The following is a 14,649-nucleotide window of genomic DNA, read 5'->3' as shown; positions in this document are numbered from 1 at the left end:
TCGGGGCCGTCGGCCCGTGGGGAGAGGTTCTTGATGCCTATTGATTGCCAAGGAAATAATCTTGTTTTCCTGTTGGGAATGCCGCGTTCGGGCACCACGCTTCTGTCGGTGCTCCTTGATCGTCACCCCCGCGTCATGGCGCCTCCCGAACCCTGGTTGCTGCTCGCCCTTGACAGCCTGGGCCAGATCCCGCCGCGCCATCCCGCCGGCGCGCCCCTGATCGGCGAGGGGTTCGCCCAGTTCCTGACCGGCATCGACCGCGATGCGCTGACGCGTTCCCTGGCCGTCGATCTTTACAATCAGAAACTGGCCCAGCAGGGCGCCGACCTGTTCGTGGACAAGACGCCGCGCTACCACATGCTGGGGGACCGCCTGGAATCCCTGTTCCCCAACGCCCGCCAGATCGTGTTGCTGCGCAACCCGTTTTCCATCCTGGCGTCGTTCAAGAGCAGTTGGGACTTCGACATCCTGAACGACCGGCCGGCCGGGCGCCGTCTCGCGCTGTACACCGACCTGGCCGTGGGCCTGCGCCGCCTGGCCGAGCAGGCCACGACGCCCCACCCCCGCCGCTTGGTGATGCGCTACGAGGACCTAGTGCGCGATACCGCCGGCCAGATGGCGCGCCTCTTCGAGTTCCTGGACCTCGACGCCCCCGTCTCCGCCCCCGACGCGCCCCTGGAAGCGCCCGCCGCCTACCGCGCCTCGGCGCTGGGCGACCAGAAGATCCTCTCCACCAAGCGCGTGCACGCCGATAGCCTGGACGTGTGGCGCACGACCTTGACCCGCGAGGAAAAGCAGGCCGGCCTTGCCCTGTGGGGCGCGGACCTGTTGCACCGCCTGGGCTACGGCGAAACCCTGGCCCAGGCCCAGGCCGACGGCGCCCAGCCGCCCCCCGAGGAACTGGCGGCCTTGCAGGCCCAGGACTTCGCCGCCGACGAGGCCACGCGCCTGCGCGACTGCCTGCGCACCAGCCGCATGACTCCCGGGGTCGATGAACTGCTGGTGGCCCTGGACACCGCCTACGCCGAACCGCGTACCGTGCACGACCAGGCCGTGGCGATCGCGGATCTGCGCGAACGCCTGGCCGACGCCCTGCGCGAGGCGGCCCAGCGCCTACAGCTTCTGCACGAGGCCGATCTGGCCGCCCAGGACCTGCGCAACGACAAGAAAGCGGTGCTGGCCGAACTGGGCAAGGCGCAGGTCGCCTTTTCCGACCTGGCCGCCACCCGGGCCGAGTTGAACGCCACCCGGGCCGAGACCCAGGCCGAAATCAAGCGGCTGCGAGAGGGGCACGAACGCCTGAAGGGCGAAAATGCTTTCCTGAGCGATCGCCTGCAGGCCGAAATGGCGCATGGCGAGGACCTTGAAGCCGACGTGGCCTACCTGAAGGGGGAAGTGGAACGCCTGCGCCGTTTCATCACCGAGCTGCAAGGCGGGCGCCTGCTGGGCCGCTACATGCGCCTGCGCGGAATCAAGGCCCCCTTCTCCCCCGAGACCTGATCGCCCGGCCTCGCGGGGGGCGGGGAAACGCGGGCCTCCCGGTTCCCCGACCCCCGGTCACCCTTTCCGGACCTTGGCGGAGGGCTGGGCGATGGCCTGGACATGGCGGACCAGGATGGCCACGGCGGTGTCGGCATGGCCCTGGCGCAGGGCGTTCAAGATCGCGCGGTGGTCGCGATCCGAGGGAGCCTCCCATTCCGAACGCCAGCCCGCGAACAGGAAACGGGCGCTGGCCGCGTGCAGGTCGTCAAGCGCCGACAGCAGCCGCTTCATGCCGCACGGCGCCAGCAAAAGGCGGTGAAAACGGCGGTTAGCCTCTTCCCAGGCCCGCACGTCCGGCGCCTTGTCTCCGGCCCGAAGGGCGTCCTCGGCCTGATCCAAGATGGCGTCCGTCAGGTGGGGAACGGCGTGGCGCAGCGCCAGGCCTTCCAGGGCGGCGCGCATCTCGGCGACCTCGCGCACGTCGGCCGGATCCACCGGCGCCACCTTGACCCCCCGGCGCGGTTCGCTGACCACCAGCCCCTGCGCTTCCAGCCGGCGGAACGCCTCGCGCACCGGCACATGGCTGGCCCCGAATTCCGTCGCCAGCCCTTCCTGACGCAAGCGCTCGCCCGGGGCCAGGGCGCCGGCGATGATGCGCTCCGCGAGCACCTCGGCGATCCGGGCCGCCAGGGTTTCCGATTTTTCCCGGCTCATGAGAAGGCGATCCGGCCACCCGCCGCCGGCCCTTCCAGGCGCGCGACCGTTTCCCCCGTTTCAAGATCGCCGGAGGACGATGTCGTTCCAAGATCCCCGGAAGGCGGCGTCCACGGCCCTTCATGGGGCAGGCCGGTGCGATAGAGCAACCCCCGGATCGCCTCCAGCGCCATGGGGCGGCCCAGCAGGAAGCCTTGCAGGGAATCCACCCCCAGCGCGGCCAGCAAATTCGCTTGTTCGGGGGTCTCCACCCCTTCCGCCACCACCCGCGCTTCCAGGGTATGGGCCAGCCGCGTGATCGCGCCCACCAGGGCGCGGGCGCGGGCGTCTGTTTCCATCGACATGACGAACGACCGGTCAATCTTCAAGGTATCAATCCGAAAAGCGTTCAGGTAACTCAGCGCCGAATATCCCGTGCCAAAGTCGTCGATGGCAATGCTGATGCCCATGGCGCGCAGGGTTTCAAGCTGATCGTGGACCTCGCTGGAGGGATGCAAAAGCAGGCGCTCGGTGATTTCGATCTCCAGCATGCGCGGATCCAGATCGTGGTGATCCAGCAGTTCTTGAATTTTTCCCACAAGATCGGCTGAGAACTGGCGGCTGGACACGTTCACCCCCAGGCGGAAGCGTCCGTCGCGGGGGGGATCAAGCGCCACCAGCGCCCGGCAGGCTTCTTCCAGCACCCAGGAGCCGATGGCCACGATCTGGCCGGTTTCCTCGGCCACGTCGATGAACTCCGCCGGCGAGACCGGCCCCAGTTCGGGATGGGTCCAGCGCAACAGGGCCTCGGCCTTGGTCATCGCCGTGCCATCGCTGGAAAAAATCGGCTGGAACACCAGCGAGAATCCCCCCTCGCGCACCGCGTGGCGCAGTCCCCCTTCCAACGCCATGCGCCTCAGCGAGGCCGCTTCCACCTCGGGGGTGAAGAAGTGGTAGCGGTCGCGGCCTTGTTCCTTGGCCTGGTACATGGCCGCGTCGGCGTTGCGCATCAGGACCTGGGGGGTCTGGCCGTCGGCGGGGCCCAGGCTGACCCCGATGCTGGTTGTGACGTACACTTCGCGTTCATCCACGGTGAAAGGCTGGCGGGCCACGTCCAGAAGCCGCCCGGCAATGGTCACCGCTTCGCTTTCCTTGTGCAACCCCGGCGCCACCACCAGAAACTCGTCGCCCCCCAACCGCCCCAGGGTGTCTTGCGGGCGCAGCACCGCCGACAGGCGCGAGGCCGCCTGCTTGAGCAGCACGTCGCCGGCGTTGTGTCCCCGGCTGTCGTTGATCTGCTTGAAGCGGTCCAGGTCCATGAACATGACCGCCACCCGCAAGGACTCGCGACGGGCCACCGCCAGTGCCGTGTTCAAGCGGTCCATCAGCAACTGCCGGTTCGGCAGGCCGGTCAGGGCATCGTAGTTTGCCCGATGGAACAGCTCTTCCTCGATTTCCTTCTTTTCGGTCACGTCATCCTTGACCGCCACGTAATGGGTGATTTCGCCCGCTTCGTTCTTGACCGGGGAAATGGTGGCCTGTTCCCAATACAGCGAGCCATTCTTGCGGCGGTTATGGAACTCGCCCCGCCATTCCCGGCCCGCGCGCAAGGTTTCCCACAGGTCGCGGTAGACCTCGGGGGCCACGCGGCCGGATTTCAGCACGCTGGGCCGTTGCCCCAGGACTTCCTCGGCCGCGTAGCCACTGATCCGGCTGAAGGCTGGATTGACGTATTCGATCACCCCGCTCGCGTCGGTGATGATCACGCTGGCCGAGCTTTGCTCAACCGCGCGCGACAGCTTGAGCAACGCCGACTCGCGGCGCGCGCGCTCGCTCACATCGACGAACGTCACCACCGCCGCCGGTCCCCGGAACGGCGCCCGCGCCGGATCCCAGCCCAGGGCGACCCGGGCCAGACGCGCGAAACAGGCCGAAACCGGTGTCGTGGGTTCCGCCAGGGCGTTCAGGGGATTGCACCGCACCTCCACCATCAACGACGTGCCGTCCTGGCGCAGGAAGGACATCAGTGTCGGCGCCAGGGGCCTGCGTTCCAAAACCGCGGACTCCAGGGGCCCCAGCGCGATCCCCACCGCGCGCGGTCCTTTGTCGGCCCTGACCCGCCCTGAAAACAGAGCATGGGCGAAGGCTCCACGCATTTCCTCTTCCGGATACCCCAGCAACCGGCGGCACGTCGCGTTCACGAAGACAATCCGGTTGCCGCCATCCACCACGTACAACGCTTCGCTCATGGTATCGGTGATGGTCAACAGCTGGCGTCGCCCTTCCTCGGCCCGCTGCCAGATCCGGCGCAAATGCAAGGTCAGCAGGCACAAGGCCAGCAACAGCCCCTCGGTGCCGGCAAGAGCCGCCAGCGCGATGGCGCGCAGTGTCTGCCCTTCCCGGCTGGGCCACGCCCCCACGGCATAGGCCAGCACCTGGCCATCCATGTCGATCAAGGGACGCAAGGCCAGGACCACGGCGGTATCCCCCACCCAGGAGGCCAGCGCAAAGGACTGCCTCGAATCCAGCCCTGCCTTCAGCCGCGCCGGATCCACCGCGCCCAGGGCCTGGTCCACCCCCCGGGCGGCGGCCATGAAGCCGCTTTCTCCTTCCGTCCCGAACGCAAGGGACGCGGGCCCGGCGTCTTGCCGTGCCAAGGCGCCGGACGTCACGATATCGAAGGTCCACCCGGGCATGCCCTGGGCCAGGGCCTTGATCAGCGCGCTCGCCGAGACGACGGTTTCCAGGATCGCCACGGGTCGCCCCGCTTGCTGAACCGCGCTTGTCAGGCGATAGACCACCCTGTTTCCGGTCAGGACCATCCCCCAGGCCGGTCCCGTTTCCCGGACGCGTTCGATCAGATCCAGGGGAATCGTGGCGGGGATGTCTTCCAGAGTCTCGGCGCTCCCCTGCTCCGGGGGCCAGTCGGACCGGGGCAGATGCGCGATCAAGGTGCCGGTGGGATCGCGCACGCACAACCCGTGCAGATGGCCCTGGGCCAGAAGATCGCGATATTGATCCACGGTTGCCTGCAGCAACGGGGCGCGTTCGAAAGGCGTTCCGCCCCCCAGGGCCACCAGCGCCTTGATGCGCTCGACCGTTTCGGGATCCTTGGCCAGAAGCCCATGCAAAAGACGGTTGTTGGAGGCAACCCCTTCCACGACCGCCGTGACCCCGGTTTCAAGAATCCGGGCCTGGCTTGTCAGTCGCTCGGCTTCGCGCCGGGAGGCCTGGTCACCGATCACCCAGGCGGCAAGCCCTCCCAGAACGACAAATACCGCGATTAACCGCATGGCCATCCGCCCCGGGGGAACATTCGCGCCGGGTGGTTCCCCATGCTGGAACCACGGTTCTTGACCGTCGCTCTTGGATCAGGCCCCCGGACGTGCCCCCATACCCGTCCGGGGTGTTTGATGAACGATAACGGATCTTTGGCGTTTGCAATACGGCCAGTTTCCGCCATCCCCAAGGAAAATCCCGGACCCATGGCCCCCGTCCCCGGACAAACGGAAGGAAAGGCCGGGGGGCTCGCGAAAAGCTCGGGGAGCGCCGCCCCTTGAAGCGGATCCGGAAACGGCTCTCTCGTCCTTTGTTTTCACGCTCGGCTTTTACGAAGCGCGCGTCCCGCTTCTCGGGGCTCGCCATAGAGCGCATTCCGATCGCAATGGATCCGTGAATGCGCTCCAGTTTTTTGAATGATCGCATTTTCGAAGCGCCGAAACGGTGTCCATTTCGGCTGAAAATGCCCTAGCCTTACCGGAAGGAACACCCTTTGGTTTTTCCCGTCCGGCGCAGGTAGTGCTGGTGATAGGCTTCCGCTTCCCAGAAGGGGCCGGCGGGCACGATCTCGGTCACAAGAGGCCGGCGATAGCGCCCCGAGGCCTGTTGCTCGGCCATCGAGGCCCGGGCGGCCTGGCTTTGTGCCTCGTCGTGACAAAAGATCGCCGAGCGATACTGCGACCCGATATCCGGGCCCTGGCGGTTGAGCAAGGTTGGATCATGACACGCCCAGAAGTGGGTGAGCAGATCCTGGTACGAAACCAGGGCGGGGTCGTATTGGATCTCCACCGCCTCGGCGTGGCCGGTGGCGTCCGAGCACACCTCGTCATAGGTCGGATGCGACCAATGCCCCCCGGTGTAGCCCACCCGGGTGGCGATCACGCCAGGCACGCCCGAAAAGACCTCCTGGATCCCCCAGAAGCAGCCAGCGGCAAAGGTGGCCCTGGATGGGGCGGTGTCTGGAATCGCGGACGACTTGTCCAGGTCCGGAACAGATGCACAACACATGAGGGAACTCCTTGGCATCAGGGATACCCATTGGCTCCCTTACGCCCGTTGCCCTCCTGTTGGATCAGTGCGTCCGCCGGGTCCGGTTGACGTACAACCCACCCTCGACCGTATCGAAAAAATCCCCCAGGGAAGGATGACTGAGCGGGCGGGGGTCATCCTCGGCCAGCAGGTTCTGTTCCGAGACATAGGCCGTGTAGGTGGTTTCCCCACTTTCGGCCAACAGATGATAGAAGGGCTGATCGCGAGACGGTCGCAAGGACTCGGGGATCGCCTCGTACCACTCCTCGGTATTGCCATAAACCGGATCGACATCAATGATAACGCCCCGGAACGGATGAACCCGGTGGCGAACCACCTGCCCGATGTGAAACTTCGCTACCCGGATGTCCATGGGTCCCCTCCTTGATGACGCCCGGCCGCCTTGTTTATTCCGTTTCGACCCAACGAAGCGCACCGAGTGTGCCCGCCCTGCCCCTTTGAAATCAAGCCTTCCGTCGGGGCCCTCGCCACAGGAAGCCCCCAGCCTTTTTTCCGTGCCGTTTCCCTTTCCCGTCGCCCGCCTGGACCCGTGCCCCGCATGAGCGCTCTTGTCCCCTTGCCGATCGATCCCCTCCTTCCCGCCGTGCACGCGGCCCTGGCCCGGACCCCCGGCCTGGTCCTGATCGCCCCTCCGGGAGCCGGGAAAACAACCCGCCTGCCGCCGGCCCTGCTGAGCGCGCCCTGGCTGGAAGGCCGCCGGGTGCTGATGCTGGAGCCGCGTCGCCTCGCCGCGCGCGCCGCCGCCACCCGCATGGCCGCCGAGCACGGCGAGGACGTGGGGGCGACGTTTGGCTATCGCATTCGCAACGAAGCCCGCGTTTCGGCCGCCACCCGGGTCGAGGTCCTGACCGAGGGCATTCTGACCCGCCGCCTGCACGACGACCCGGGCCTGGAAGGGGTGGGCGCGGTGGTGCTTGACGAATTCCACGAACGCGGCCTGACCGGCGATCTGGCCTTTGCCCTGCTGCGCGACATCCAGGGCGTGTTGCGCCCCGACCTGCGCCTGATCGTGATGTCGGCCACCCTGGACGGGGCCGCCGTGGCCGCCTTGATGGACAACGCCCCGGTCCTGGAAAGCCAGGGCCGCGCCTTTCCGGTGGCGGTGCGCCACCAGGAACGCCCCTTGCCCCGGGCCCTGCCGGCGGCCGTGGCCGCGACCACGGCCGAAGCCCTGGAGCGGGAATCGGGCAGTATCCTGGTCTTTCTCCCCGGCGAGCGCGAAATCCGCGCCACCGCCGGCGCGTTGCGCGCCCAGGGCCTTCCCGACACCGTGGACGTCCATGCCCTTTTCGGCGCGCTGGCGCCGGCGGCCCAGGACCTGGCCTTGCGACCGGCCCCGGCCGGACGGCGCAAGGTGGTGCTGGCCACCGACATCGCCGAAACCAGCCTGACCATCGAAGGCGTGCGCGTGGTCATCGACAGCGGCCTGCGCCGGGTGCCCCGCTTCGATCCCCGCCGGGGCCTGGGGCGGCTGGAAACAGTGCGGATCTCGCAAGCCGGCGCCGAACAGCGCCGGGGCCGCGCCGGACGCCTGGAGCCCGGTCTGTGCGTGCGCCTGTGGCCCGAGGCCGAGCACCGCGCCCTGCCCGCCCAGGAAACCCCGGAAATCCTGGCCGCCGATCTTGCCGGGCTGGCCCTGGACCTGGCCCTGTGGGGTGCCCCCGACCCCGCCGGCCTCGCCTTTCCCACCCAGCCGCCGGCCGGGGCCCTGGCCCAGGCCCGGGATATCCTGAGGGCCCTGGAAGCCCTGGACGCATCGGGGCGGATCACCCCGCACGGCCGCGCCCTGGCCGCGCTCCCCCTGCCGCCCCGCCTCGCCCACATGGTGGTGCGGGCCAGCGCTCGCGGCCCGGATCAGGGCGCCCTCGCCTGCCTGCTGGCCGCGATGCTGGAGGAACGCGACCTGCTGGCGGGCAACGGACAGGCCCGCGACGCCGACGTGGCCAGTCGCCTGGCCCTGCTGGCCGCGCCTCGTTCCCCGCGCGCCGGCAAGGGGCCGCTTGACGAACGGCTGGCGCGGGTTCGGGCCGAGGCGCGGCGCCTCGGCCGCCTGGCCGGCTGTGGATCCGCCTTGGGTTCACCGACCGGGGCCGGGGCGGTGCTGGCCCTGGCCTACCCCGACCGGGTGGCGCTGGCCCGTCCTGGTGCGCCGGGGCGCTTCTTGCTGGCCTCGGGGCGCGGGGCCTGTCTTGCGACCGACGATCCCCTGGCCGGCGCCCCCGCCCTGGTGGTCGCCGATCTCGACGGCGCCGGGGTGGAGGCGCGCGTGTACCTGGCGGCCCGCCTCGATCCCGCCGAGCTGGAAACCGTGCTGGCCGACCGGATTGAAACCATCGAAAGCGTGACCTGGGATCCCCGGACCGAGGCCGTGGTGGCCCGGCGCGAGCGGCGCCTGGGCGCCCTGGTCCTGGCCGCGCGCGACCTGCCGGGCGGTGGTGGCGAGCGGGCCCAGGACGCGGTGATCGAGGGTATCCGCCGCCTGGGCCTGGGCTGCCTGCCGTGGACGCCCGAGGCCACCCGCCTCGTGGAACGGGTGCGTTTCCTGGCCCGTGCCTGCCCGGATCAGGACTGGCCCGATTTCTCGGAAGCCGCCTTGCTGGACACCCTGGAGGACTGGCTGGGGCCGTTCCTGGCCGGCGTCACCCGGCGGGCTCATTTCGCGCGCGTGGCCCTGGGCGAGGCCCTGCGCGCCGCCCTGGGCCCGGGGCATGGCCCACGGCTGGACCGTTGGGCCCCGACCCACGTCACCGTGCCCAGCGGCGCCTCGATCCCGCTTGAGTATGGCCCCGAGGACGGGCCGGTGCTCGCGGCCCGCGTTCAACAACTCTTCGGCCTGACCGATACCCCCCGGGTGGCCGACGGCCGACGGCCGGTTGTCGTGCACCTGCTGTCGCCGGCCGGGCGTCCCTTGCAGGTGACCCGCGATCTGGCCGGGTTCTGGCGCACGTCGTATGCCGACGTGCGCAAGGACATGCGCGGGCGCTACCCCAAGCACCCCTGGCCCGAGGACCCCACGCTGGCCGACGCCACCAACCGCGCCAAGCCCCGGGGGAAAAGGTAGGGCGCGCCTCGAAGCGCAGGGACGCGCGCCGGACGCGCGCCCTTCGTTCCCGGGGTCCGGCCTCAGACCTTGGCGTACCGCACGCGCACGCTTTCCAGACCGTCGTCGTCCGGGCCCACCTCGACATCGGCGAACACCAGGGGGGCCTGGGCTTTCAGCCGCCGGGCCATCAGGCAAGCGAGGCGACGGATTTCCAGGTCGGCCTCGCGGCTGCCACGCAGGGCGACCACATGGCGCGCCGCGCGCAGGTTCATGGTCCACACCAGCCGGGTTTCGGTGGCGTTGGGCAGCAAGGCGCGCGCCGCCTCGTTGATCCGCTTGCGCGCGCGGGTGGCGTCCCCCCCTTCCAGCAGCCCGGCCTGGGCGCGAAACGCCTCCTGCCAGGCAAGATAGCGATCGCGCGCGCCTCGGCAGTCGGCCCGAAACGACTCGGTCAGGGCATCGGCCTCGGCCGTCGCGCCGGCCTCGCGCAGCCGCTCGATCTCGGCCACCAGCAGCGGCGGCACGACAAAACGCACCTCGGCGGCATCGACGTAGCGCTGGCTTTCCTGGCTGATCGCCGTGCCGGCGCGGTGGCGGATCAGTTCATGGGTCAGGGCGCGCGAAACGCCGGCGATCGCGAACGACACGCTCGCGTGCTCCAGCACCGAGCCGTGCCCGCTTTCCAGGATGTGACCCACGTAGGCGTCCGCCGGCCGCCCCTTGCGAAACGACCGGTAACAGAACCGCCCGGCGAACTCGGGCAGGGCATCGGCCCCCGGTCCCTCGGCGGCCGCCCGGGCCAGCGCGGCCAACGGCGTGGCGGGATCGTCCAGCAGGCCGTCGCAGGCCATTTCCCGGGCCCACTGGACCAGGCCGGCTTCACCAAGGCCCGAGGCGGCAATGATGGTGGCGGTGGGCGCGAACAAAAGCTCGGGCATCAGCGCATCTCCGAAAGAAGAAAAACAACGGGCAAGAGACGCCCGCCCTCAGCCCAGGCCGGTGGAGCCAAAACCTCCCGCGCCCCGTTCGGAGTCGGGCAGGCTCTCGACGGCGTGCAGCGGCAAGGCCGCCACCGCCGCCACCACCCCCTGGGCAATGCGCATGCCCGGTTCGATCAGGCACGGCACCGCGCCAATGTTGGTCAAGATGACCTTGACCTCGCCCCGGTAGCCCGCGTCCACCGTGCCCGGCGCGTTGGCCACCACCAGCCCCTGGCGCAACGTCAATCCCGACCGCGACCGGATCTGAAGCTCGAACCCGAACGGAACCGCCACCGCGATGCCCGTGGGCACCAGGACAATGGCGCGCGGCTCCACCGGCACGGGCGCGTCGATGGCGGCGCGCAGGTCGAAGCCGGCGTCGCCGGGCCGGGCATAGGCCAGGGGCCCAAACGCGGCCTGGTCGTAATGAGGCAGGTACTGAACAAGAAGAGCGGCACTCACGGTGATGGGTTCCCTGTGTCAAGAACGGCAGCCCCCTTCTTACCCCATGCGCGTCCCCCCCGCCACCGCGCCGGCGCCGCCTCCCCGACTGCCCACTGGCCGGGACCCCGGAATGACATCAACGCATATCAACCGACACGAAACGATCTGGACGGGGAAGCACCGACCCCGTAGTGTCACCTCCCTGACACAGGGCGCTGTCAGGACAAGGGGTAAAAAATTGGACCTTGAACAACTGCTTGTGAACAATCAGGAATGGGCTTCCCGGTGCGAGGAGCACGAACCTGGTTTCTTCCGCAGACTCAGCGCGATCCAGGCGCCCAAGTTTCTTTGGATCGGCTGCTCGGACAGCCGGGTTCCGGCCAACGAAATCGTCGGACTGGCGCCCGGGGAATTGTTCGTTCACCGCAACATCGCCAACGTGGTGCCACCCACCGACGCCAATTGCCTGACGGTCATCGACTACGCGATCCAGGTCATCAAGGTGGAACACATCATGGTGACCGGTCATTACGGGTGCGGGGGCGTGCGCGCCGCGCTCACGAACCAGACCTTCGGGGCCATCGACCACTGGCTGGCCTACATCAAGGACATTGCGCGCATTCACGCCGCCGAGTTGGACGCCCTCCCCGACGAGGAAGCCCGGGTCGACCGTCTGTGCGAACTCAACGTGCTGCATCAGGTGCTGAACGTGGCCCGGACCTCGCAGGTTCAGGCGGCCTGGCACCGCGGCCAGCCGCTTCAGGTCCATGGGTGGATTTACTCCCTGAAGGATGGTCTGGTAAGAGATCTCAACGTGTCGATGGCCGGGCCCGAAGCCCTGCCGGAGGTCTTGCGTCTGACCTTCTCCGACACGGACTGATCACCCACACGGGAGCCAGGCATGTCGGGGCAGGAGGGGATGACGCCACCACTGGCGTTGGGGTGGGTCACGCGTCGTCATCTTCTGGCACTGGCGGTCCTGGCGCTGCTGGCCTGCCTGAGTTTTGGCGCCTTTGAATCGCAGAGCACCCGCCACGAGCGGGTTTTGGCCCTGACCCGCGCCACCAGTGACCTGGGGATGCTGGCCCAGCAGGCCGCGCTTTACACCGATGTCCTGGGGGAAATCCCCTATCGCGGCGATGGCGCCCAGGGGCGCGAGGCCCTGCGCGAGGCCACCGAGGCCCTGGAAGAAGCCCATACCCTGCTTGATCAGGTGCGTCCGGCGGTCAAGGCGCTGGATCTGGCCACCATCGCGGGTGACATCGACCAGCGGCTGGGGCTGTACATCGCCGCCTTGCGCACCGTTCTGGTCGCCCCCGACGATCCCCGCTCGCAAGCCGACCCGATGATCGACGCCGCCCGGCGGGTGGTGGTGACCGAGGCCACGGGCGCCTTGTCGCGCGACATCGCCCACCTGGTCGAGCGAATCCAAGACGAGGCCGTGGCCGATCACGACCGCTTGCGCATTTTGCACGGGGGCGCCTTTGCCCTCACCTTGATAACCCTTCTCCTGGAAGCGCTGCTGATCTTCAACCCCATGGTGGCGCAGATCCGCACCCAGATGCGGGCCCTGGAAGGCGCGCGCGACGACCTGGAAGCCAAGGTGCGCGAACGGACCCGGCGCATCGACGACGCCCGCGAGGCGGCGGTGCGCGCCACCCGCTCCAAATCGCGCTTTCTCGCGGCGGTGGGCCACGATCTGATGCAGCCCCTGAGGGCCGCCGCCATGCTGACCGGCATCCTGGACCGGGGCGCGGGCGATCCCGAAACCATGCGCCGGGTCATTCCCGACCTGAAGGCGGCCCATCAGGCGATGGATCGCCTGGTCCGCGCCGTGATCGACCTTTCGCGCCTGGACGCGGGAACCGTGACGCCGCGCTACGAGGAAGTGGTGCTCCACGATCTGCTGGAACGGGTAGTGGCCGCCCAGGCCCGCGACGCCAACGCCAAGGGCCTGAGCCTGCGCCTGGTGCGGACCAGCCTGCGGATCCGCACCGATCCGGTGTTGCTGGAGCGCATTGTGTCCAACCTGCTCTCCAACGCCATTCGCTACACCTTGCACGGTGGGATCGTGGTTGGCGTGCGCCGTCATGCCGACGGGCCGGCCCTGGTGGTGGCCGACACCGGCGTGGGCATCGCCACCCGCGACCGTCAGCGCATTTTCGAGGAATTCACCCGCCTGGATCATCCAGCCGGCACCGACGACCAGGGGCTTGGCCTGGGGCTGGCCATTGTCGACCGGCTGTCACGGCTCCTTGGATTTGATCTGGCGCTCTCTTCACAACTGGGACGGGGCACCATTTTTTCCGTACGCCTGCCTGCCCGAATCGCGGTACCTCGATCCCCGGGGAAGACAAACGCGTCGTAATCGGCTAAACTTTTTACCCAATAGGTGAGCATAGGGCGGGTCCGACGAAAAGAGTTCGCTAGCGAAACAAGATACCCTCCCCTCGCCAAACCACTTCAGGGTGATCGTTAGCCCATGGATTCATTGGAAACCCTGCGCGCGCGCTGTGAAGGCCGGAACATCAATCCGGAAACCCTTCTTGCGACCGACTACCTGAACCACTTCAACGAAATCATCATGTTGCTGGACATGGTGCCCGACATGCCCGAGATCATCGAGGATTGCCGGTCATGGGCGCCCAAGTCCTATGTCGATCATTTCCGCGACAGTGTGTTCTCCGACAAGGATCTGGCGATCGAGGCCTTCTTGCAGGCTCCGGCCCGTTTCAAGGATCCGTTCAACGAAACCATCGCGCACATGAATCACCTGGCCTTGGACTCGGTGGCCTGGATCGAGGAAATGCTGAACGAAGGCACGATGGAACGCGCCGGCGAGCGGGCCCGCGCCGCCAGCCGCTCCTTGCAAAAACTCATGGACGTGGCCAGCGCCATCATCCACGGCTCAAGCGCGACCCTCGACCAAGCCGAAATCGACGCCATGATCGGACGCTGAGGGGATCCCCACCGCGCGCCGGCCTGCTTTTCGCCCGCAGGCCGGGGTCCTGGCGCCGCTGGACACGAGGACGCCGGACGCCACCGTTTCAAAACGCGCAAAAGCCTGGGACAAAAGCCCGGGTCAGCGGCTGATTCCCAGGGCATCCAGCAAACGATCCGACACGGTTCCGGTGGGTGGAAGACCCCGGCTGGTTTCAAAACGGGTGATGGCGTCCTTTGTGCGGGGCCCCAACACCCCGTCAATGGGATCCGTGTAATAGCCCAGGGCATACAAGGAAAGCTGGACCTTGCTCACCAGCGCCTTGAAGGCGGCCGTGTTGCCCCGGATCCGCTTGACGCCGGCGCCATCGGTGGCTGCCCCCGCCTGGGACGACGAGGCCGTTCCCGAGGAGTGCGGAAGCGTCAAGCCGGGCGACGGGGCAACACGAGGCGCGGCCTGCGGGACCGAGGGAGATACCCGGGGAGTGGAGCGGTACCAGGTGCTCCCCCCGGTGGACGAACGATGGCTGGAATGGGAGCGATGGCTGCGGTGGGAGCGATGCCCCACCAAGGTAAAATCCCGCTGGGGGGCAAAGCGCTCGACCAGGCGCCCGGCCGGCGACGCGTCGGCCTCGGCGCGAGGTGGCAGGGGATCCAGCGCGGGCGCCCGGAAGCCTGCCGCCAGCAACGTAGGGATCAAGAAAGACGTAAGGCTCATGACGATCGCTCTTCCTCCAG

General features: G+C 68.2%; 12 protein-coding genes. 5 read left to right on the top strand and 7 right to left on the bottom strand.

Annotation, left to right across the window (positions count from 1 at the left end; all coding sequences use genetic code 11):
• The first annotated feature begins 33 nt into the window (after window positions 1-33).
• Window positions 34-1,500: a sulfotransferase gene (locus ROR02_RS03620; protein ID WP_147162650.1), complete on the top strand. Its 1,467-nt coding sequence runs from the start codon at window positions 34-36 to the stop codon at window positions 1,498-1,500.
• A 57-nt stretch (window positions 1,501-1,557) separates the two neighbouring features.
• On the opposite strand, the gene ROR02_RS03615 is transcribed toward ROR02_RS03620, so the two are convergent.
• From ROR02_RS03615 to hspQ, 4 genes are all read right to left on the bottom strand, one after another.
• The gene (locus ROR02_RS03615) at window positions 1,558-2,196 is read right to left on the bottom strand and encodes a GntR family transcriptional regulator (RefSeq protein WP_147162649.1); all 639 of its coding nucleotides are present in this window, start codon (window positions 2,194-2,196) and stop codon (window positions 1,558-1,560) included.
• Window positions 2,193-5,474 carry a putative bifunctional diguanylate cyclase/phosphodiesterase gene (locus tag ROR02_RS03610; RefSeq protein ID WP_246135382.1) on the bottom strand — a complete coding sequence of 1,094 codons (3,282 nt, stop codon included), beginning with the start codon at window positions 5,472-5,474 and terminating at the stop codon, window positions 2,193-2,195. The genes ROR02_RS03615 and ROR02_RS03610 overlap by 4 nt, the downstream gene beginning before the upstream one ends.
• A 454-nt stretch (window positions 5,475-5,928) precedes the next feature.
• Window positions 5,929-6,462: a peptide-methionine (S)-S-oxide reductase MsrA gene (msrA, locus tag ROR02_RS03605; RefSeq protein ID WP_147162648.1), complete on the bottom strand. Its 534-nt coding sequence runs from the start codon at window positions 6,460-6,462 to the stop codon at window positions 5,929-5,931.
• Between the two features lie 64 nt (window positions 6,463-6,526).
• Window positions 6,527-6,856: a heat shock protein HspQ gene (gene hspQ / locus ROR02_RS03600; RefSeq protein ID WP_147162647.1), complete on the bottom strand. Its 330-nt coding sequence runs from the start codon at window positions 6,854-6,856 to the stop codon at window positions 6,527-6,529.
• Between the two features lie 186 nt (window positions 6,857-7,042).
• On the opposite strand from hspQ, the gene hrpB reads away from it, so the two are divergent.
• On the top strand, window positions 7,043-9,565 hold the full coding sequence (hrpB, locus tag ROR02_RS03595; RefSeq protein WP_147162646.1) for an ATP-dependent helicase HrpB: 2,523 nt from the start codon (window positions 7,043-7,045) through the stop codon (window positions 9,563-9,565).
• A gap of 62 nt (window positions 9,566-9,627) precedes the next feature.
• Here the strand turns inward: hrpB and thyX are convergent, their stop codons facing one another.
• Window positions 9,628-10,485: an FAD-dependent thymidylate synthase gene (gene thyX, locus ROR02_RS03590; RefSeq protein WP_147162645.1), complete on the bottom strand. Its 858-nt coding sequence runs from the start codon at window positions 10,483-10,485 to the stop codon at window positions 9,628-9,630.
• Window positions 10,486-10,533: 48 nt separating this feature from the next.
• The gene (gene dut, locus ROR02_RS03585) at window positions 10,534-10,989 is read right to left on the bottom strand and encodes a dUTP diphosphatase (RefSeq protein WP_170244941.1); all 456 of its coding nucleotides are present in this window, start codon (window positions 10,987-10,989) and stop codon (window positions 10,534-10,536) included.
• Window positions 10,990-11,209: 220 nt separating this feature from the next.
• Here dut and can point away from each other — a divergent pair, with 220 nt between their 5' ends.
• The 3 genes from can to ROR02_RS03570 all read left to right on the top strand — a co-directional run bounded on the left by can (window position 11,210) and on the right by ROR02_RS03570 (window position 13,930).
• Window positions 11,210-11,851 (top strand): carbonate dehydratase, encoded by a 642-nt coding sequence (can, locus tag ROR02_RS03580; protein ID WP_147162643.1) that lies wholly within the window; start codon window positions 11,210-11,212, stop codon window positions 11,849-11,851.
• 39 nt (window positions 11,852-11,890) lie between these two features.
• Window positions 11,891-13,339 carry a sensor histidine kinase gene (locus ROR02_RS03575; protein ID WP_170244939.1) on the top strand — a complete coding sequence of 483 codons (1,449 nt, stop codon included), beginning with the start codon at window positions 11,891-11,893 and terminating at the stop codon, window positions 13,337-13,339.
• Between the two features lie 114 nt (window positions 13,340-13,453).
• Window positions 13,454-13,930 carry a hypothetical protein gene (locus ROR02_RS03570; protein WP_147162641.1) on the top strand — a complete coding sequence of 159 codons (477 nt, stop codon included), beginning with the start codon at window positions 13,454-13,456 and terminating at the stop codon, window positions 13,928-13,930.
• Between the two features lie 123 nt (window positions 13,931-14,053).
• Here ROR02_RS03570 and hxsA read toward each other — a convergent pair whose 3' ends face one another.
• Window positions 14,054-14,629: a His-Xaa-Ser repeat protein HxsA gene (gene hxsA / locus ROR02_RS03565; protein WP_147162640.1), complete on the bottom strand. Its 576-nt coding sequence runs from the start codon at window positions 14,627-14,629 to the stop codon at window positions 14,054-14,056.
• Between the last annotated feature and the right edge of the window lie 20 nt (window positions 14,630-14,649).

Source organism: Pararhodospirillum oryzae, from assembly GCF_007992075.1.
GTDB lineage: Bacteria > Pseudomonadota > Alphaproteobacteria > Rhodospirillales > Rhodospirillaceae > Pararhodospirillum > Pararhodospirillum oryzae.
The sequence above is the reverse complement of the archived record's forward strand: the minus strand, read 5'-3'. Positions and strand labels throughout refer to the sequence as shown.